The following is an 18338-nucleotide window of genomic DNA, read 5'->3' as shown; positions in this document are numbered from 1 at the left end:
TTCCCCTCTTACCGTTCCAACGTTTGGGCAGAACGATAAGCGAAACTTGCCAGGCCCGCGCTTGGGCTTCCTGTCGGACCGGCAAGCGTGGCCGCTTCCCGCCGGGAGGCGGCGGTGCTGCCCGGATGCGAACCGCCTTCCGACGGGCCCACGGCAGTGCCCCCGCGTGCTAGCCGGCCTCGTCCAGGGGAAACAGCGGGCTCAACTGCAACCGCCGCAAGCAGGCGCGCAGGGGCGCGTTGACGTTGCGCAGCCACACGGTAGCGCCGGCCTGGCGCAGCAGCAACAGCTGGGAGACGACGTGGGCCACCCCGCGCAGGCGCTGGCACTGCAACTGGCCGCAGTCGATGACCAGGGGCCCGCGGGGCGGGGCGCAGCGGGCGCGCTGCACGGCAATGGGGTCGTCCAGGTGGAGACGGGCGGGCGCATGGGCCCGGGCTACGTGGGCGCGGAGGGCAAACGGAGGGGGTGTCATCGGCGGCGCGAAAAGATGGTAAGGGGATTGGGGCGGTTAGCCAACGGTTGTCAGCAACCGCTGAAGTTCGGCGTCGCTGCCCACCGGGCCGCGGTAGCGCAATTCGCCCGCTGCAGCCCGGCCGGCGTAGAGTTCGACCTCCTGGTGGCCGTCCGGCACAAAGGCCCGCACGATGCCCTTGGCGCTGGGCCGTACGTAGGTGCGGCCCGGAGACGTGCCCTCGACGGGCGTCCAGCTGATGGGAAAGAAACCGGCCTGAGTCAAGAGGAATAAGAGCATAGAAAAATTAAAATGTGAATATAATTACTATCACAAAGTTGGCTGGCACTCTGCCAATAATTTCTATGCATAAATACGGATATACCGACCGATTACTACGGATTTTGGGTACGCCCGGCTCCTGCGGTGCGGCTCGGTACGGGGCGCTGCAGGAGCCGGGCGTGCCTATCTTTCTCACCGGCTGGGATGTAATCTCGCCGCTTCACCAGGACCACATCGCCCGAAACCGTATTGCCGCTCATCCCGTCGTTGAGTCCCCGCTGCCCCAGGCCGGCACATCCCCTGCGGGGCCGGTAATTGCGGATAACCGCACGCCGCGCGGGGGCTTATAGGCGGCTGGAAGTCGGGCCACGCCGGGCCAAGTTGTTCAGGCAGCATCGCTGCAGGAGCTGCCTGGACCGGCGTGGCCCGCTCTGAAAGCTGGCCCGAGGGGCTATTTTAGGTAGCCAAAGAGGCCGTGGGTTTCCCCTTGCGGCCCGGCCGTAAAGTAGAGGTGCTGCTGGTCCTCGGCGCTCAGGCCGGTGGTTGGGAAGACCAGGGTCCACAGCCCGTCGATGTGAATGGGTTGCTGCTGTTGGTCCTTCAGGGTGCCCAGCAGCTGCCCCTGTTCGTCGTAGGCATGGATGAGCTCGTCCCCGAAATTGCCCACCAGCAGGGCATTATTGAACTCGCCGAAGCTGGCGGGTGCCCGAACCAGTCCCCACGGGGAATTGAGGGCCCCGCCCGTCACGAGGCGCTTCTCGAGGATGCCCGCCGGCGTAAACACGTCCACGTAGCCGTTGCCCGGGCCGGCCTCGTCGTCCTCGTTGTCGGGAGCTTTCAGCTTGGCATAGGCCACGTACAGTTTGCCTTCAAGGGCCTGGATGTTGAACGGCCCGAACCCGGCCGGAATCGTCGGGTCCGCAAACGGCTTATCCGTCACCGGGGCAAAGTTTTTATCAAACACGTCGATGGTCCGGCCTTTGAAATTGGCGACGTACAGGAAATTCGCGCCGTTGCCCCAAGGCACGCCAAGCGCCCCGCGGCGGGGCTGGGGAGCGCGCCGAAAAAGGAACGCGGCCCCACCCAGCAAACTTGTAACCGCCCCGCGCAAAGTTGCCTGCGGGCGGGGCTCAAACCTCCGTGGTGGGGCCTGCCAAGGGAGCGTGTGAACGGGAGGGAGACGGCCGGGACTAGAGGTCGAAATGGTTGGCCTAACCGGACCACCGCATGCCGGGGATGGTTACCTCGCCCGGCACCACCACGTTGCCGGTGCGCTGGAGCACGCCCCAGCTTTGCAGCTCGCCCTTGATGGCACGCAGCACCGACCGCAGCAGCACCACGTACATCAGCTGGCGGTACGCGAAGCGCTGGGGCAACAGGCCCCACAGCCGGCTCCGGCGCTCGCCCTCGAAGCCGAAGGCCAGGGCCGCCGCCGCGGCATCGACCCCCAAAAAGCCCAGGTAGTAGCCCAGCACCGGGCCGCCCTGCCCGGTAACGAGCGAGTAGAGCATCAGCAAATCGGCCAGGGGATTGAGGAAAGGCAGGATGAGCTGGAACACCAGCAGATTGGGGAAGGCTACCAGCCCCAGCGCGCCGTAGCGCGGGTTGAGGCACACGGCGCGGTGCTTACAGAACGCCTGCATGATGCCGAACGACCAGCGGAAGCGCTGCTTTAGGAACATGGCCACGGTTTCGGGCGCCTCCGTCACGGCCAGGGCGCGGGGCGCGTAGGTGACGCCGTAGCCGGCCCGCTGCAGCCGGATGGTGAGGTCGCAGTCCTCCGCCAACGTATCGGTGGTGAAGCCTCCCACGGCCCGCAACGCCGCCGTGCGGAACGCGCCGATGGCCCCCGGCACCACCGTGATGCCGCCCAGCAGCGCGAAGGCGCGGCGGTCGAAATTCTGGCTGGTGATGTACTCGATGGCCTGCCAGCGGGTGAGCAGGTTGCGCTCGTTGCCCACCTTCACGTTGCCGGCCACGGCCCCCACCCGCGGCGAATCGAAGTGGCTGAGCAGGTGGCGCAGGGCGGCAGGGTCGAGCTGGGTATCGGCATCGATGCACACCACGAAGTCGCTGGCGGTGCGGGCAATGCCGTAGTTCAGGGCCGAGGCTTTGCCGCCGTTGGGCTTCGTAAGCACCCGCACCTGCGGGTGGTCGGCGAAGGCGGCCGACACCAGCGCGTACGTCGCATCCTGCGAGCCATCGTCCACAAACACCACCTCAAAATCAGGGTAATCGAGCCGCAGCAGGCTGTCGAGGCTGCGCACGGCGTTCACCTCCTCGTTGTAGGCCGGCACGATGATGCTCAGGCGGGGCCACTGGCCTCCGGTTTCGGCGGGCGGCATGGGCGCGGCGGCCTCGCGGGCGCGGGTGCGGCGGTGCTGCACCCCGGCCAGCACGGCCACGGCCAGTTGCCGCCCCAGGGTGAGGACGATGCCCAGCAGCAGCAGCGTGTAGAGGCCGTGCTCGAGGAAATACAGGCCTTCCACCGTCAACCAGTTGGCTTCGGCCAGGTCGCGGTCGCGGTCATTGGCCAGGGCGGGCATCAGTTCGGCTTTGGGCCGGTGCATCAGCTCCGAGACGGTGATGAAGCGGTAGCCGTGTTGCTTGAAATAGTGAATGATGCGCGGCAGGGCGGCCACGGTGGCGGCGCGGTTGCCGCCCGCGTCGTGCAGCAGAATCACGCTGCCGTTGGCCTGCTCCTTCACCACTTGGTTGAAAATCTGGTCGGCCGTGACGCCCGGACGCCAGTCCTGCGGGTCGATGCTTTCGCCCACGGTCAGGTAGTTCTCGTGCTTGGCCCGGAAGATGGGCTCAATTTCCTGCAGGTTCTGCGGCTCCGCGTCGGCGTTGTAGGGCGGGCGAAACAGGATGGTGCTGTGGCCGGTCACGCACTCGATGAGGCGGCGGGTGGCGTTAAGCTCCAGCCGGGCCCGGGCGCCGCTCACGTCGGCGATGTTGGGGTGCGAGAAGGTGTGGTTGCCGATTTCGTAGCCGTCGTCGTAGAGCTGGCGCAGCAGCGGCACGTTGTTCTCGGCGTTTTCGCCCACCACGAAGAAGGCGGCCGGCACCTGCTCCCGCTGCAGAATTTTGATAACCTGCGGCGTGTAGGTTTCGTCGGGGCCGTCGTCGAAGGTCAGCACCACGGTTTTGGGGGCCAGGCCCAGCTTGCGCACCACGTAGCTGGTGGGCAGCACGGCGTAGCTTTCCTCACTGATGAGCTGGTCAGTTGCATCGAGCGTGAGGCCGATGCGCCCGTTCTGCGGGCCGCTGAGGATGTTTAACACCTCGCCCTCGCCGATGTAGTCGACATCGGTAGCGCCCACCGGCCGGCGCAGGTGCCGCATGAGCACGGGGCCGGATTTCTGTAAACTATCGGCCCGCAGGTTGCGGTGGAAAAAGTCCCACAGGCGCGGGTCTTCGGAGCCCAGCCGCCACAAGGCCACTCCGGCCAGGCCTTGGTCATCGGCGGCGCGCAGGGCGTTGAAGTTGGTAGCCGCGTCAGTGAAAAACACCTGGTGGGGGTGGTTGTGCTCGTCGGCGTAGCGGAAATCGAGGTTATAGGTGTCGTTGTCGAAGTGAATGGGGGCCTTTGCCTCCTTGGCCGTGGTCAGGGCTTCCTGGTAGGTGAGGTCGGTGCCTTCGATGTGTTTTTTGCCGCCGTCAGTGCGCCAGTCGTAGCCGTAGGCGGCCAGGCCGAGCACCAGCTTGCGCGGGTCCACTTGCGCCTCCATCTTGGTCAGAATGTCTTCTACCCACTTGTGGGCAGCCACGGGGCCGGGGGCGCTGCCGGTTTCGTGCTGGTCATAGGCCATCAGGACGAGGTAGTCGTTGGCGCGGGCCAGGGTGGCGGGGTCGTAGTCGTCGTTGAGCGGGGCGATGTCCTGCGTCACGAGGTAGCCGCCGGCGTGCAGGGCGGCATACAGCTCGCGCTGGAAGGTTTCGAGCGGGGCGCGGTCGTCGAGGTTCAGGTTTTCGAAGTCGATGTTCACGCCCTGAAACCCGTAGCGCCGGATGGCCTGCAGTACATTGGCGATGAACAGTTGGCGGGTGCGCTCGGTGGCCAGCATACGGCGGACGTTGCCGCCGTTCCACTTCTCCTTATAGTAGTTCGAAATCATGGGCACCACGGCCACGCCGGGGTGGCGGCGCAGCAGCGCCAGGGCCGCCGTGTCGATGTCGAGGCTGAGCTGGCCGGCCCGGTCGGGTACGAACAGCCACTCGGGCAGCACCATGTTCAGTTGGTCCACGTGCCGCCGCAAGGTGCTCATGGACTGCGCGTCCCAGTTCACGTAGAAGCCCGCCCGGATGGGCAGGCCGTTGCGGAAGGCCGGGGCCGGGCGATGATTTACCGGGCTAATGGGCTGGGCACGGCTGCGCCGGTCCTGGTAGCCGTGTGCGTGCCGGGGCAGCTGCTGACGCAGGGCCTGAAAGGTGCGGTTGTGGCGGTTAGCCAGCGTGGTCAGGGGCGTGGGCCGGAGCACTTGCCGGTACATCTCATTGGCCCCGAACGAGCCCGGCAACAGCGTGGCCGACTGTTGGAACAAGGCCCAGGCCAGCCCGGCCAGCGCCAGCAGTACGAGGACCGTCGCGGCGCGCGCGCCCCAGACGAAGCATTGCCAGCGCCGGGGGGAAAAGCTCTGAAAAACTTGGGGATTAGACTCAGCGGCAGTAGACATGGACGAAAAATAAAATTTCGGATGGCAGCCAACTCACAAACACAGCTTAATAGCAATCAATCTATTGCAATAAGAAAATAGTAATGACTACGGCTTGGGACGTAGTGGTGAAAGGTAGAATTATCGCCAGGCAAATGCCTTGATGTAAATCATACCTTGCCCAGATACCCATCATGTTCCGACGTTTTCGCCACTGGCCGCCGGACCAGCCGGGTATTGGTGTATCATTGGGCTTATCTATTCTTTCTTCTTCGTCCTGTATGCCGAAAGCATCCTTCGTGCGCCGCTACGCCACTTTGGTGGGGTTGGGATTACTCAGCAGTTCTTCGGCCAGGGCCCCCATTGACTACACCAACGCCGCCTTTCTGGCCCGGCTCTATGCCGACCCGGAGTACCTGGCCCTCAAGGCGCGGGTGGCCCGCGAGTTTGCGCACGCCCGGCCGGGGCAGTGGGGCGAATTTGTGAAGGGCGTGGACGAAGATTTGGTCACCAGCCAGAAAATCCTGGCCCTGACCTTCGACGCCTGCGGCGGCCCGCACGGGGGCAGCGGCTACGACGCCGAGCTGATTGACTACTTGCGCCGCGAGCACATCCCGGCCACCCTGTGCGTGACCGGCCGCTGGATTGACGAAAACCCGGCGCACTTCCGCGAACTGGCCGCCGACCCGCTGTTCGAAATCGAAAACCACGGCTTCAACCACCGGCCCTGCTCCGTAGACGGCGAGAGCGAGTACGGCATCCACGGCACGGCCACCGCTTCCGATGCCTTCGATGAGATTGAGGCCAACGCCCGCAAGATTGAAGGCCTGACGGGCCGCCGGCCCCGGTTCTTCCGCTCGGCCACGGCGTACCTCGACGAGGCCTGCGCCAAGCTGGCCGGCCAATTGCGCACCACCGTCATCAGCTTCGACGTGCTCTCGGGCGACGCCGTGGCCGGCACCCCGGCCGACGTCATCCGCGACAACGTGCTGCGCCACGTGCGGCCGGGGGCCCTGGTCATCATGCACTTCAATCGGCCGGCCTGGAATACCTACGAGGCCCTGCGCCAGGCGGTGCCCGTGCTGCGTGGGCAGGGCTACCAGTTTGCCCGCCTCCAGGATTTTCCCCTCAAGGGCCGTTGAGTGCGGGCAATGCCATTTCGGGTTAAGCGTCTGTTGGCTCTGGTTCCGCTTAACCCGACTGAAAGACAGGGTTGCCTCATACTCTTTGATGCTCTCTTTAGAGTAAGCTTATCCCTTCGCCACTATTAATAAATAAAGTATTCATTAAATGAACGGAGCGCGTCTACGGCCTCACCATTTTCTTGGACGCTTACATATTAAGGCAGCAAGGCTCAAAAGCACAACACATAATTAGCGGATAATTTTGTCCGGTATAGAATATGGCCGTACCTTTGCCCCATAATGGGAATGTTCTCCAAAGCGTGTGAGTATGGGATTCGGGCCGCGATTTACCTCGGGCAGCAGTCAGCCGACTCCGGCCGCCGCGTGGGCTTGAAAGACATTGCCGCCGAAATCGGGTCGCCGGAGGCTTTCACGGCCAAGGTGCTCCAGCAGCTGGTGCGCGCGCAACTCATCACTTCGGTGAAAGGTCCCACCGGGGGCTTTGAGCTGACGGCCGAGCAGCTGCGCACCGTCACGCTGCGCCAGATTGTGGTGGCCATCGACGGGGGCGCGATGCTGCAGGGCTGTGCTCTGGGCCTGCCGCAGTGCTCGGCCAAGCAGCCCTGCCCCATGCATTACCAGTTTCTGCCCATCCGCGACCAGCTCAACGAGGTGCTGGGCAGCCACACCCTGGGCGAGCTCGCCGGCAAGGTGCACGACGGCCTGGGCTTTTTGAAGCAATTCAGCTAACCTTTTTTTTGCGTCTATACCGGACAAAAATGTCCTTTAACAACCCTTTTATCGTTATGAATTCTGACCAAAAAGCCCTCGTTACGGCGACCGTGAGCACCCTCAAAGCGCACGGCGTGGCCCTGACCACCCATTTCTACCGCCGCATGTTCGAGCACAACCCCGAGCTGAAGAATGTCTTCAACATGAGCAACCAGCAGAACGGCAAGCAGCAGATGGCGCTGGCGATAGCCGTGCTGGCCTACGCCGAGAACATCGAAGACCCCTCGGTGCTGGTGCACGCCGTGACCAAAATCGGCCACAAGCACGTCAGCCTCGACATCCGGCCCGAACACTACGCCATCGTGGGCCGGCACCTGATTGCCTCCATCGGCGAGGTGCTGGGCGAGGCCGCCACGCCTGCATTGCTCGAGGCCTGGGCCACGGCCTACGGCGAGCTGGCCGGCCTGATGAGTGGCCTGGAAAGCGGCCTCTACCAGCACGCCGCCAACCAGGAAGGCGGCTGGACGGGCTGGCGGCCGTTTGCGGTGAAGCAGAAAGTGGCCGAATCCGATGAAATCACCTCGTTCTACCTTTACCCGACCGACGGCGGCAAAGTAGCGGACTACCAGCCCGGCCAGTACGTGAGCCTGCGTCTGTTTTTGCCTGAGCTGAACCTGTTTCAGCCGCGCCAGTACAGCCTCTCCAGCGCCCCGAACGGCGAATATTACCGCATCTCGGTGAAGAAGGAAGCCGGCAGCCCCACCCCGGATGGCCTGATTAGCAACCGGCTGCACGACTTCGTGGCCGAGGGCGGCATCGTGGAGCTGGCCGCGCCGGCCGGCGACTTCACCCTGGACACTTCCAAGCAAACCCCCGTGGTGCTGGTGAGCGGCGGCGTGGGCCAGACGCCCCTGTTGAGCATGCTCGACTACCTGATGAGCACCGGCAGCCCCCGCGAGGTAGTGTGGGTGCACGGCAGCCGCGATACGCAGGTGCACGCCTTCCGCGAGACGGTGACCCAGTTGGCTGGCCACCACGAAAACATGCAGCAGCACATTTTTTACGACACACTGGCCCCCGGCCTGGAGCAGGAAGGCTACCACGCCGGCTTCGTGGACCTGAACAAGCTCAACGGCGGCACCCTGATGCCGGAGGCCGACTACTACGTGTGCGGCCCGGCCCCCTTCATCCGCAAGCAGGTGCAGGACCTGGCCGCCCTGGGGGTGCCCCGCGCGGCCATTCACTTCGAGGAGTTCGGCCCGGCTACGCTAAGCGTATAGCCAGCTGGTCCGTCCGAAAGCCCGGGCAGGGTTTCATGCCATCTAACCGAGGCTGTTCGGGTCATCTCAGCGAACAGAAACCCTAATGCCTTCCCCCACCGATGAAATCCGCCATCGAGCAGTTTTCGCCCGCCTATTTTGCGCTGGTGATGTCCACGGGCATTATTTCGTTGGCGGCGCACGCACTCAAGTTGACGTGGGTAGCGGAAGGGTTCTTTTATTTGAATCTGGGGTTGTACCCGCTGTTCGTGGGGCTGCTGCTGTTGCGCCTTGTGCTGTTCCCGAAGGCGTTTTGGCGGGCCCTGACCGCGCACGAAACCGGGGCCGGCTTCCTGGCCCTGGTGCCGGCCACCACGCTGCTCGGCAGCCAGCTCGTGCAGTTGCGCGGCCAGCAGGGGCTGGGCAGCGTACTGTGGCTAGGCGCGGCCGGTGGTTGGGCGCTGCTGCTCTACGCCTTTTTGTGGGGCATCAGCACGGGGGCGAAAAAGCCGACCCTGGAGCGGGGCTTTAGCGGGCGGTGGCTGCTGCTGGTGGTGGCCACCGAGGGGCTGGCCGTGCTGGGTGCGAAGCTGCTGCCCGGTAGCCGCCTGCCCGCCGACGTGGGCGTGTTTGGGGTGCTGGGGCTGTTTTTGCTGGGTAGCTGGCTATACGTAGTGCTCAGTACGCTGCTCTTTTACCGGCTGGCCTTCGTGCGGCTGGTGGGCGAGGAAGTAGGGGCTGCGTACTGGGTGAGCATCGGGGCGGGGGCCATTACGGTGCTGGCCGGCGCCAGTTTAGTGGGGGCCATGCAGCACACGCCGGCGCTGGCCGACCTGCGGCCCTTTGTGAAAGCCTACTGCGTCTTGTTTTGGGCCGTCAGTACCTGGTGGCTCCCGCTGGTGTTTGGGCTGCGGCTCTGGAACCACTGGACCACGCGCCCGACGTTTGTCTACACCCCGGCTTATTGGACGATGGTGTTTCCGCTGGGCATGTACACGGCCGCCACCGGCCAGCTCGCCGAGGACCTGCCCCTGCCGGCCCTTCAACTCATCCCGACCTATTTTATTTTCATTGCATTGGCGGCCTGGCTGTCGACGATGGCGGGCATGCTGCACCACTTGCTGGTGCCCGCTAAACCAGCGCCCACCCCCGAGCTGGGGCGGGCGTAGGGACGCGGCCCGCCCCAGCGGCGCTGCCCCCGAAAACAGCGCCACTTTTAACGGGGATGCCTATTGCATATTCCCCGCTGCCCCAGGGGCTTCGGCCCGTGGGGCCATTCGGTCAAAACCTAAAAAAACCATGGAAACCCAAATGAACACCCCTACCCCCCAGCGCCCGACCGGCGGCCACTCCCTCGACGTGCCGCTGCGGGTGCTCGACCTGCCTGCTCTGCTAGCCCAGGTCCGGCAGGAGCCCGCCTACCAGACCGGCGACCGCAATTCCCTGACCGTGTTCAAGACGGATGCCCTGCGCGTCGTGCTGCTGGCCCTGCACGCCGGCGCCGAGTTGAAAACGCACACTGCCCCCGGCCCCATTAGTGTACAGGTGCTGGACGGCCAATTGACGTTCTGTACGGCGGAGCAAGCGGCAGAATTAGCGCCAGGGCAGCTGCTGACGCTGCACGCCGGCATTCCGCACAGCGTGCGGGCCGTCACTGAGGCGGCATTCCTGCTCACGCTGGCCGTGTCGAAGTAGGGCCAGCCGTTGGTAAATCCGTTTCACCTTCCCGCAAATCCCCATGTTTACCACCCACACTGCGGCCCAACGGGCCGTGCATTACCCCGCCGACCGCCGGCTGGTGGTCCGCTTCCAGCCGGGAGCCTTGGCCGTATGCGCGGCGCTGGTGCTGGTGCCCGTGGGACTGGCCTGGGCACAGTACCTGACCTTTGGGCTGCCTGCCGACCCCTCGGCCCTACTGGTGGCCCCCACTGCGGCAGACCCGCAGGGCTTTCCGGCCTGGCTGCGCCTCGGCCACTGGGTGAATTTCTTTTTCCTGGTGCTCATCGTCCGCAGTGGGCTGTCCATTCTGGCCGACCATGCCCGCCTGTACTGGAATAATGGCTGCGCGCCGGGCACCGACTGGCTCCGCTTCACGCCCGTGGCCGTGCCCACCGACCGGGTGTGGACGGCCAAGGAGGACGCCCGCTACCTGAGCCCCGTGCTGGGACTGCCCGGCTACCGGCACACCATCGGGCTGGCCCGGCACTGGCACTTTATCACGGTGCCCTTTTTCCTGCTCAACGGGGCGGTGTTCATTGTCCTGCTTTTTTTTACCAACCAGTGGCAGCGACTGGTGCCCACGTCGTGGCAGGTGCTGCCCGATGCCTGGCGCATTTTCGTCCACTACGCCACTTTCCACCTGCCAGTAGAGCCCAACGGCTTTTTCCACTACAACGCCCTGCAGCAGCTCGCGTACTTCGCGGTCGTGTTTCTGCTGGCACCCATCTCGATGCTGAGCGGCATGGCCATGTCGCCGGCCATCGAAAACCGGTTTCATTGGTTTCCCAAGCTGTTCGGCAACCGGCAGGGGGCGCGCTCGGTACATTTTCTGGTTATGGTGGCCTACGTCGCGTTCACTATCATTCACGTTGCGATGGTGGCCGCCACTGGCCTCACCCGCAACATGAACCACATGGGTACCGGCCAGGACGATTCGGGGAGCCATACCGGCTTGTGGATAGGGGCCAGCGTGCTGCTGCTGACCGTGGCGGCCGCGCTCGGGGCGCACTGGGTATCGTGGCAGCGGCCCCGCGCCCTGCAAAAAACTGCCGCTGCCATCAACGGCAATCTGTGGCGCTGGTCGATTGACACGTTTCACCCGACGACCTATTACACGAAAGCCGACATCACGCCCTATTTCTGGCTGAACGGCAAACTGCCGGATTCCGAGCAATGGCACGCCCTGATGACGAACAACTTCCAGGACTTCAAGCTGGTGGTAGGTGGGCTAGTGGAGAACCCCGTGGAACTGTCGCTGGCCGAGCTGAAAGCGCTGGGCCTGGAGCAGAATATCACCATGCACCACTGCATTCAGGGCTGGTCGGCCATCGCCGAATGGGGCGGGCTGCCTATCAGCAAGCTGGCCGCGCTCGTCCGGCCCCACGCCTCCGTGACCACCGTGGCGTTTTACTCCTTCGGTGAGGGCCTGTACGGCGGCGCGTACTACGACACCCACACGCTGGCCAACTGCCTCAAGCCCGCCTCCATCCTGGCCTGGGAAATGAACTACGCGCCGCTCTCCCAAGGCCATGGCGCGCCGCTGCGGCTGCGGGTGGAAAACCAACTGGGCTACAAGATGGTGAAGTGGGTCTGCCGGGTCGAGTTTATTGCCAGCCATACCGCCATTGGCAAAGGGTTCGGGGGCAAAAACGAGGACGACGAATACTTCGACCTACTGGCCGATACCTGAGCCGGCTGGTGCCCGGGCATCGCCTTCGGACAGCCGCCCGATGCCGAACGCTACTAAACATGGCTGTTGCAGAACTCCCGCAAAACGATTTTTGAACCTGAAAGGCTCAGGCCTGAGCGCCAAAAAGGATGAAAAGGCTATTCTGGACGACCCAATGCGCAAGGCCGCCGATAGGGGAGCGAATCCATGGCTTCTGCAACAGCCACCATCGTTTGTTTAAACCAATGTAGTAGAAGGGGGTAACAACGATAAATGACGATAAGTTGAGAGAGGTAAAAACCGTGTTTTTGATAGCGTTAAGGCAGTTTTAGTAACTGCTGATAACCCCCGTCTCGTGTCTTCCCAAGCTGAGGGTCGAGAGTTCGAGTCTCGTTCCTTGCTCATTGATGAACAGTTATTTAACTAATAAGCTGGGTGGCTGTTTTGGCTTAAGCGCTGGTTCAAACAAACGCACGGCACAATCAGGAGGGGTTGTAACCCTAAAATAGCTACTCTCAATGCTGTGTGTGGTGAGGGCCTGGCTCAATGAATGTCTTGGCAAAGTCATCACCGCTTCAACTCCATCGGTGCCTCAACAGGTTTGGTGCAGTCGCGACCCCCACTCGTGCCTTCCCGACCCGTCAACAGTGGCACCAACCGCGCCCATTGCGCGTCGGCGAGCCGTGTTCCCATGCTCCAGGGTAATAGCCATTGTTAACACCTCCTGGCTATTGGCTCCACTGGAGGAGACATGGCTTTCTGAATCGTATGAGCAATTCTATCCGCTCCATGATGAGGTAGGCCGAAATTCGAACCGGGAATGGGGGACTATGGCTAGCCCTGCGCTCCGAAGGCCGTCGGTACGGGGAATTGGTCGCGTAGCATCTCCAAAATGAGCGCCCACAGGTGCTCGTACGGAATGATTTCAATTTCAGCGTAGGCTTCACCAGGAGGATTGGTGCTTTGCAGCTGCTGCAAAATGGCCTTTCCGCCTTCTGCGGCCTGTTTCGAATTGAATCCCTTGTCCACCATGATGCGCAGCAGGCGCAGAAACAGTTTGCTGCGTATCATGCCGCTGCCCACCATGTGCCGCTGTTGGTACTTGCGCAGGCGCTCCAGGCGCACCATGATTTCCTCGAAATTGCGCTCACGCATATAAACCAGCATTTGCAGGACCAGGATGGCAACGTTCAGCCCGCTCTTATCGCGGCTGAACTCCGGCAGCATAAGCGCCCACCGGGCCATTTGCACCCGCCGCGCGGGGCCCATCCGCTGCGTCGGATGCACGAAGTCGTTGTAAGCCTTGTACAAATCCCAGCGTTCCAAAGCCGCCGGCCGCTGCTTGGAGAAAGCCGGGTTTTTCATCACCGTGGTGAATAGCTGCTGCGCGTATTCGTAGTTCTGGGCGTGCAGGGCCAGGAGCACGTGGTTTTCCTGAAAAAACAGCCAGTTACTGGAAGACGGATGGAAGTCCGACATCGCCAGTTGCGCTAATTTCAGGCCCTTGGTAGGCTGGCGGCTGCGCAAGTGCGCAAAAACGGTCATGAAATGATTGTAGCGCTTGTCGAACCGGCGCTCATTGAGCTTGCCCTCGCGCAGCTGCTTGGTGGCCAGCGCGGTCAGGCGAATAATCTCCGCGTAGTTCCCCTGCAGCTCGTGGATGGCCAGGCGCAGCCGGTAGAGGTAGTTGTAGGTATTGAATGTTTTGGCCCGCCGATGCAGCGCCTCCAGTTTCTCCAGGTGCGCCGGCAGCAGGGGCAGCACGGCCCGCCGGCTGCTCACCGTGCTGGCCAGGGCTAGTTGCGTCTGGGCGTGCAGCCGTTCGGCCTCGTCTTCCAGAGACTGGATGTGCTGAGCCTGCTGGAGCACCTTATCCATTTTCTCAAACAAGTGGGCCTTGCGCATCTGCGCGTAGAGCGTGCTCAGCATCCGCGCGCACTGCACGACGTACTGCGTGAATTCCCCTTTTTGGGCCATGCTCAGGCAGCGCTTGAGCAACTGCTCGGTCAGCACGTATTCGCCCTCGGCGAAGAGAATGCTGATTTTATGCAGCAAATCGAGGCATTCGCTCTGGTACCGCCGCGAAACCAGGTGGCGCGAATCGGAGTGGTCGAGGAAGTAAAGGTGATTGAGCAATTTGCCGCGTACCCGCGATTGGAGCTTCTGCAATGCCCGAACGTTGGGCGCTGATGCCTTACCGTATAAGGCCTTAACTAGTTGGTTTTGCGTAGCGTCGGGTGCATCAATTAGTGCTTGCACCAATTGATATTCCTTGGTTTTATGCTCGGCGGACAGGTCCAGCACCGGCACCGAATGCAGCGCCCGCGATGTCACAATTCGCGCAAGATTGGAAATATCATTCATGTAAAAACAGCCATAACGGGCTGGAATTGGCATTTTCAGCCTTGGTAATCTGCAAAACCCCGTGTCTTAAAAACGAGGAATGTTTCCTTTTTTCATTCGTGGGCACCACTCACCTTTGTACCGTGATTTTACAGCCAATAATCGGCTGATATGTCGCAAATTGACGATATTTTGTAGAAATACGAAAATAAAAACCCGGTGGGCTTAATGCATTTGAGGGTGTGTTTACTATCTTCTTAAGAATATTAAAGAATTACTTGTATTATTCATGGTCTGATTTAGGGTGAGAGTGTCCTTTTTTAGCCTCGGGGGGTGCCCTAATTTTGTTGTGTTCTTAATTAATACACAAACACTTACACCCCATCGACCATGTTCGACTTCTTCGCCATCGCCCTGTTCCAGCTAGCCACCGTATTTGGTTACGCTCCCACGGACCAACTGAATGCCAACGAATCGACTTCCTCCGTAATAGCGGCAGATGGAACGGTGGGTAGCGGTGGCTGGGGCAACGATGTAACCTGCAACGATACGACTGTCGGCAGCGGCGGCTGGGGCAACGACGTTATTGGTAAATAATAAGCTGCTGCCCCTTCGCCGCACGGCGCGCGCCGAAACGGGCAGCACTGCAACCCGCGTGGTGGCTGCTGTACGGTGGCCGGCATGGCCATGGGCGGTGCTCCGTCTGGGAAGGGAAGGCGAGGTGGCCTCACGGGCCTCCGCGTCCGAAGCGGGCGGTACCTCGCTCAGTACCCTCACCGCATCGGCCGAGGCCCGGCTGTTGGGCTCAACAGTGCAGGTGCTTGACGCATGACCAAGGTTTGGGGGGAATTAGCACTGCGGCGGTAGTTTCTGAGCACCGCAAGGTGCGCAGAGTGCCTGATTATCAGAATGCATAATTATTATCAGGGTGCAGATTATACCGCTTGTATAGCTCCAGTGTAAAGTGGAGCGGGGCACGGATAACGGATAAAAATAGAGGAGTTGTTTGGCTACTGGGCACAGACAAATTCATGCGGAGTTAGCCCTCGCAAGGTCTTCAAGCGTTTGGCGTGGCTATAGGCCAGCAAAATGAATTTTAGCCCGGAAAACACACCATCATTGTTGGGGCTATACACTTTTGCAACGTCCTAAGTCCCTTCGGCAGGGGCATATCTTTCCTTCCTCACCCTGACTAATGGTGCGGCAATTCTATAAAAAGCCTCGCCGGGTTGGTATATCCTTCCCCGGCAGAAGCAGCGTTCGTCGTTTATTGGTGGCTGTTAGGCGAGTAAATGCCCCCATCTGCATAAATTATTCGGTGGTACCGCTCACCATTTTGCTATCTTTGACCCATAAGTAACCCGCACGGGCTGGAAATGTGGAAAGGAAGGACCTTCTCGTGCCGCATGGTTTAGTTGAACAGGTGGGGTAGACACCTCTAGGCTAAACCTGCTACTTAGAAGGCCGTTGCATTAATGCAGCGGCCTTTTTTGTGTAGGTATAGCACCCTGCCCGCTCCCGATGACTTACTGTCTTTAAAAAAAAAGGCCCAACGCATGCGTTGGGCCTTTTTTTAAATTGCGAGCCGCATTGTTAGTCAAACTGGAAGGGCCTGACTGGACGGAAAGGGTCCATGTTCACAATACGGCTCGGTAGGCTGAAAAGTGGAAAGAGTGATTTTGCTATATTGTCAAATGCATAGCACCTGATTGGGCTATGCGTATTAGAATAACTCTTTGGCAAACAGCCAGTAATTTTGATATAGGAGCTGCTTTTCATCGCAAAAATACCCGGGGCATAATCCGTGTAAAAGGAATATGTTTGTGATGCTGTTATTATTGATATGGCAATGAATTTATTGATAATATTGCGATATGAATTAATAATTAATTGGTTTTCAACAAAATAAATTAAAGATAGGTCGATGGATTTTACACTGAATGCGATGTTTTGTGACATATCAAACGCTTTCTGCCGACGTTAAACGAAAAAGAAACCTGGCAATGATTTGAACAGCAGCTGAAGAAAATGCTCGTATTATGTTGTTTATAAAATGCTGATTATAAGTGAGTTTTTGGGCAGTTTGATTTCTCGGGTAAGGAAGCTTGGCTTCGGTGCGCAACTCAAATCAGTTAAACTGGAGGCTCGCCTGGAAGACATATGAACTGGGCTTCTGGCCCAACAGCCGATAGGCACCCATGCAAAGGCCTGACTACTGCGCAGTAGTCAGGCCTTTGCATGGGTGCCCCGTAGACCGTTATTTAGCCGGGACTACGTGGTAAATGGTTGAGGCCAGGTAGCCTGGCTTTAGGCTCATGACGTTTACGCCGGCTACGTCTTTGCTGGCAATAACACGGTTGGCGACGAAGTACAGCGGTACCAGCGGCAGCTGCTGCTGCATCAGGGCCTGAAACCGGCGCAGCAGCACATCGCGCTCGGCCGACGATTCGGCGGCGGCCACCTGCTGCATGAGCTGGTCGGCGGCCGGCGAGGCAAACCGGGTCAGGTTGCCTTCGCCAATGCCAGCGGTGCCGAGGATGGGCAAAAAGTTGAATAGAAAGGGGTTGCCTTTGATGCTCTGCACGTACATATCGAAGTCGCCGCTTTGCAGCAGGCCGCGCAGCACGCCCGACTCGGTGGGGGCCAGGGCGACCGGGATGCCCAGGGCCTTGGCGGCGCTGGCAAATTGCAGGGCCACGAGCTCGTAATTGGTATCGCTGCCCCGGTAGCGCAGCTGCAGGCTTAGCTGCTGCGCGGGGCTTTTGCCCAGCTGCCGGCTCCACCCAGCCGGGCTGCGGTGCCACCCGGCTTTTGTTAGCAGCTCGGCGGCCGCGCTTGGGCTATAGGGTATCAGGTTCAGGCTGTCGTTATACTTGCCTTTCTCCTGCGGGCTGATGAGGCCGACCGTACGGAAGCCTTTGCCCAGCTGGCTGGCCTGGCGCAGCTGTTCGGCGTCGAAGAGCCGGCTCAGGGCCTGCCGGGTGGCCGCGTCGTGCAGGGCCGGCCGGCTGGTGTTGAAGCCCGCCGTCATTACTTCGTAGGTGGGGGAGGTGTAGAAGGCGAGTTGCTGCTGTGCTGTCGAAGAATTTTTCAGGCGCTCGAATACCCGGGCCGGTACGTTGGGGAATACGTCGAGCTGCCCGCTACGCAGCGCCAGCGCGGCCGCAGATTCGTCCGGGATGATGACGTACGCCAGCTGGGATGCTTTGGCTTGAAACAAAACGGAATTGCCGGCTTTGTCGCCCCACCAGTTTTTCTTGCGCGTGAAGATTGCCTGCCGGTCCCGGCTCCATTCCTTTAGGGCATAGGGGCCGCACCCGCCCAGGGCCTGCGGGTGCTGCGCCGGGCTGGCGGCAGTGTACCGCGTGGCTATAAGCTGCTGCACCTGGGCCAGCTCCGCGCGCCGGCTGGCACTGGCCCGGCCCTGAATTTCGGCCAATGAATACTTTCGCAGGCGGCCTTCCGGGTCGAGGGCGGCCTCCGGGACCACGGGAAAATCGCCGGAGGCCTGCACGTAATCCGGGGCTTTGCCTTTGCAGACGAGTGTGAACCGGCGTGCGTCGCGCGGGTCCGATTTTATCTCCCGGATGAAGGCATCCTGCAGCTGAAACCCTTCGTTGGGCACGCCCTTGCAAAAAATGAGCTTGAGGGTGAACGCGACATCGGCGGCCGTGATGGGCTGGCCCGAGTCCCAGGTGGCCACGGGCTTCAGGCGATAGGAAAGCAGGGTCAGCGAATCGCCACTGTAGCTGACCTGGGGCAAGGCTTCGGCCAGAAAGGGTTCGTACTTTCTGGTTTCGGGGTTGACGGCCAGCAGGCCGCCGCTCAGCAGGCCCTGCGCCTCGACGGCATTCTGGTTGGGCTGCGTAAACGGGTCCAATGATTCCGGGTCGCGGGCCCAGCGAATGCGAACCGGGGCATCAACGGCCTGGGGCTTCGAGGGCGAGGAGCAGCTGCTCATGAAGCCGGCCGGTACGGCCAGGGAAGCGAGCAGCAGGAGACGAGGCGTGTGAGCCATGCGGACAGATTGAGAGTAGAGTACCAGAACGGTGGAAATCCCGTTGCATGACGCAAACGAGGTGATTCCAGGCAACGGGA

The 18338-nt window shown here is 61.3% G+C and carries 13 protein-coding genes; 7 read left to right on the top strand and 6 right to left on the bottom strand.

The genetic code is table 11. The annotated features are described in order from the left end of the window. Positions 1-169: 169 nt before the first annotated feature. From ACYU70_RS16640 to ACYU70_RS16625, 4 genes are all read right to left on the bottom strand, one after another. Complete coding sequence (locus ACYU70_RS16640) at positions 170-475, bottom strand: hypothetical protein (RefSeq protein ID WP_342298499.1); 306 nt, start codon at positions 473-475, stop codon at positions 170-172. A 36-nt stretch (positions 476-511) separates the two neighbouring features. Beyond that, positions 512-754 carry a hypothetical protein gene (locus ACYU70_RS16635; protein ID WP_342298501.1) on the bottom strand — a complete coding sequence of 81 codons (243 nt, stop codon included), beginning with the start codon at positions 752-754 and terminating at the stop codon, positions 512-514. Between the two features lie 433 nt (positions 755-1187). After that, on the bottom strand, positions 1188-1763 hold the full coding sequence (locus tag ACYU70_RS16630) for a TIGR03118 family protein (protein WP_342298503.1): 576 nt from the start codon (positions 1761-1763) through the stop codon (positions 1188-1190). Positions 1764-1947: 184 nt separating this feature from the next. Further along, a complete protein-coding gene (locus ACYU70_RS16625; protein ID WP_342298504.1) occupies positions 1948-5415 on the bottom strand; it encodes a glycosyltransferase in 3468 nt (1155 codons plus the stop codon). Positions 5416-5675: 260 nt separating this feature from the next. Between ACYU70_RS16625 and ACYU70_RS16620 the strand changes: the two genes are divergently transcribed. The 6 genes from ACYU70_RS16620 to ACYU70_RS16595 all read left to right on the top strand — a co-directional run bounded on the left by ACYU70_RS16620 (position 5676) and on the right by ACYU70_RS16595 (position 11918). Next, positions 5676-6536 (top strand): polysaccharide deacetylase family protein, encoded by an 861-nt coding sequence (locus ACYU70_RS16620; protein ID WP_342298505.1) that lies wholly within the window; start codon positions 5676-5678, stop codon positions 6534-6536. A gap of 288 nt (positions 6537-6824) precedes the next feature. After that, positions 6825-7268, top strand: coding sequence for an RrF2 family transcriptional regulator (locus tag ACYU70_RS16615; protein ID WP_342298507.1), 444 nt, complete (start codon positions 6825-6827; stop codon positions 7266-7268). 56 nt (positions 7269-7324) lie between these two features. Then, positions 7325-8530, top strand: coding sequence for an NO-inducible flavohemoprotein (hmpA, locus tag ACYU70_RS16610; protein WP_342298509.1), 1206 nt, complete (start codon positions 7325-7327; stop codon positions 8528-8530). A 101-nt stretch (positions 8531-8631) separates the two neighbouring features. Continuing rightward, complete coding sequence (locus tag ACYU70_RS16605; RefSeq protein WP_342298510.1) at positions 8632-9678, top strand: tellurite resistance/C4-dicarboxylate transporter family protein; 1047 nt, start codon at positions 8632-8634, stop codon at positions 9676-9678. Between the two features lie 142 nt (positions 9679-9820). After that, entirely contained in the window at positions 9821-10204 is a 384-nt protein-coding gene (locus ACYU70_RS16600; protein WP_342298511.1) for a cupin domain-containing protein, read from the top strand. 43 nt (positions 10205-10247) lie between these two features. Beyond that, positions 10248-11918, top strand: coding sequence for a molybdopterin-dependent oxidoreductase (locus tag ACYU70_RS16595; RefSeq protein ID WP_342298512.1), 1671 nt, complete (start codon positions 10248-10250; stop codon positions 11916-11918). An 813-nt stretch (positions 11919-12731) separates the two neighbouring features. On the opposite strand, the gene ACYU70_RS16590 is transcribed toward ACYU70_RS16595, so the two are convergent. Next, positions 12732-14261 carry a hypothetical protein gene (locus tag ACYU70_RS16590; RefSeq protein WP_342298514.1) on the bottom strand — a complete coding sequence of 510 codons (1530 nt, stop codon included), beginning with the start codon at positions 14259-14261 and terminating at the stop codon, positions 12732-12734. A 369-nt stretch (positions 14262-14630) separates the two neighbouring features. On the opposite strand from ACYU70_RS16590, the gene ACYU70_RS16585 reads away from it, so the two are divergent. Continuing rightward, a complete protein-coding gene (locus tag ACYU70_RS16585) occupies positions 14631-14837 on the top strand; it encodes a hypothetical protein (RefSeq protein WP_342298515.1) in 207 nt (68 codons plus the stop codon). A gap of 1660 nt (positions 14838-16497) precedes the next feature. Here ACYU70_RS16585 and ACYU70_RS16580 read toward each other — a convergent pair. Beyond that, a complete protein-coding gene (locus ACYU70_RS16580; RefSeq protein WP_342298516.1) occupies positions 16498-18258 on the bottom strand; it encodes an ABC transporter substrate-binding protein in 1761 nt (586 codons plus the stop codon). Between the last annotated feature and the right edge of the window lie 80 nt (positions 18259-18338).

This window comes from Hymenobacter segetis (genome assembly GCF_054776495.1).
This window is presented reverse-complemented; position numbering and strand designations above follow the sequence as displayed.

What these genes read in the sequence shown, in the direction of transcription:
- ACYU70_RS16635 (WP_342298501.1), bottom strand. Translation starts at nt 754, where the DNA reads ATGCTCTTATTCCTCTTGACTCAGGCCGGTTTCTTTCCCATCAGCTGG.
- ACYU70_RS16625 (WP_342298504.1), bottom strand. Translation starts at nt 5,415, where the DNA reads ATGTCTACTGCCGCTGAGTCTAATCCCCAAGTTTTTCAGAGCTTTTCC.
- hmpA (WP_342298509.1), top strand. Translation starts at nt 7,325, where the DNA reads ATGAATTCTGACCAAAAAGCCCTCGTTACGGCGACCGTGAGCACCCTC.
- ACYU70_RS16600 (WP_342298511.1), top strand. Translation starts at nt 9,821, where the DNA reads ATGAACACCCCTACCCCCCAGCGCCCGACCGGCGGCCACTCCCTCGAC.
- ACYU70_RS16585 (WP_342298515.1), top strand. Translation starts at nt 14,631, where the DNA reads ATGTTCGACTTCTTCGCCATCGCCCTGTTCCAGCTAGCCACCGTATTT.
- ACYU70_RS16615 (WP_342298507.1), top strand. Translation starts at nt 6,825, where the DNA reads ATGTTCTCCAAAGCGTGTGAGTATGGGATTCGGGCCGCGATTTACCTC.
- ACYU70_RS16590 (WP_342298514.1), bottom strand. Translation starts at nt 14,261, where the DNA reads ATGAATGATATTTCCAATCTTGCGCGAATTGTGACATCGCGGGCGCTG.
- ACYU70_RS16595 (WP_342298512.1), top strand. Translation starts at nt 10,248, where the DNA reads ATGTTTACCACCCACACTGCGGCCCAACGGGCCGTGCATTACCCCGCC.
- ACYU70_RS16640 (WP_342298499.1), bottom strand. Translation starts at nt 475, where the DNA reads ATGACACCCCCTCCGTTTGCCCTCCGCGCCCACGTAGCCCGGGCCCAT.
- ACYU70_RS16605 (WP_342298510.1), top strand. Translation starts at nt 8,632, where the DNA reads ATGAAATCCGCCATCGAGCAGTTTTCGCCCGCCTATTTTGCGCTGGTG.
- ACYU70_RS16580 (WP_342298516.1), bottom strand. Translation starts at nt 18,258, where the DNA reads ATGGCTCACACGCCTCGTCTCCTGCTGCTCGCTTCCCTGGCCGTACCG.
- ACYU70_RS16620 (WP_342298505.1), top strand. Translation starts at nt 5,676, where the DNA reads ATGCCGAAAGCATCCTTCGTGCGCCGCTACGCCACTTTGGTGGGGTTG.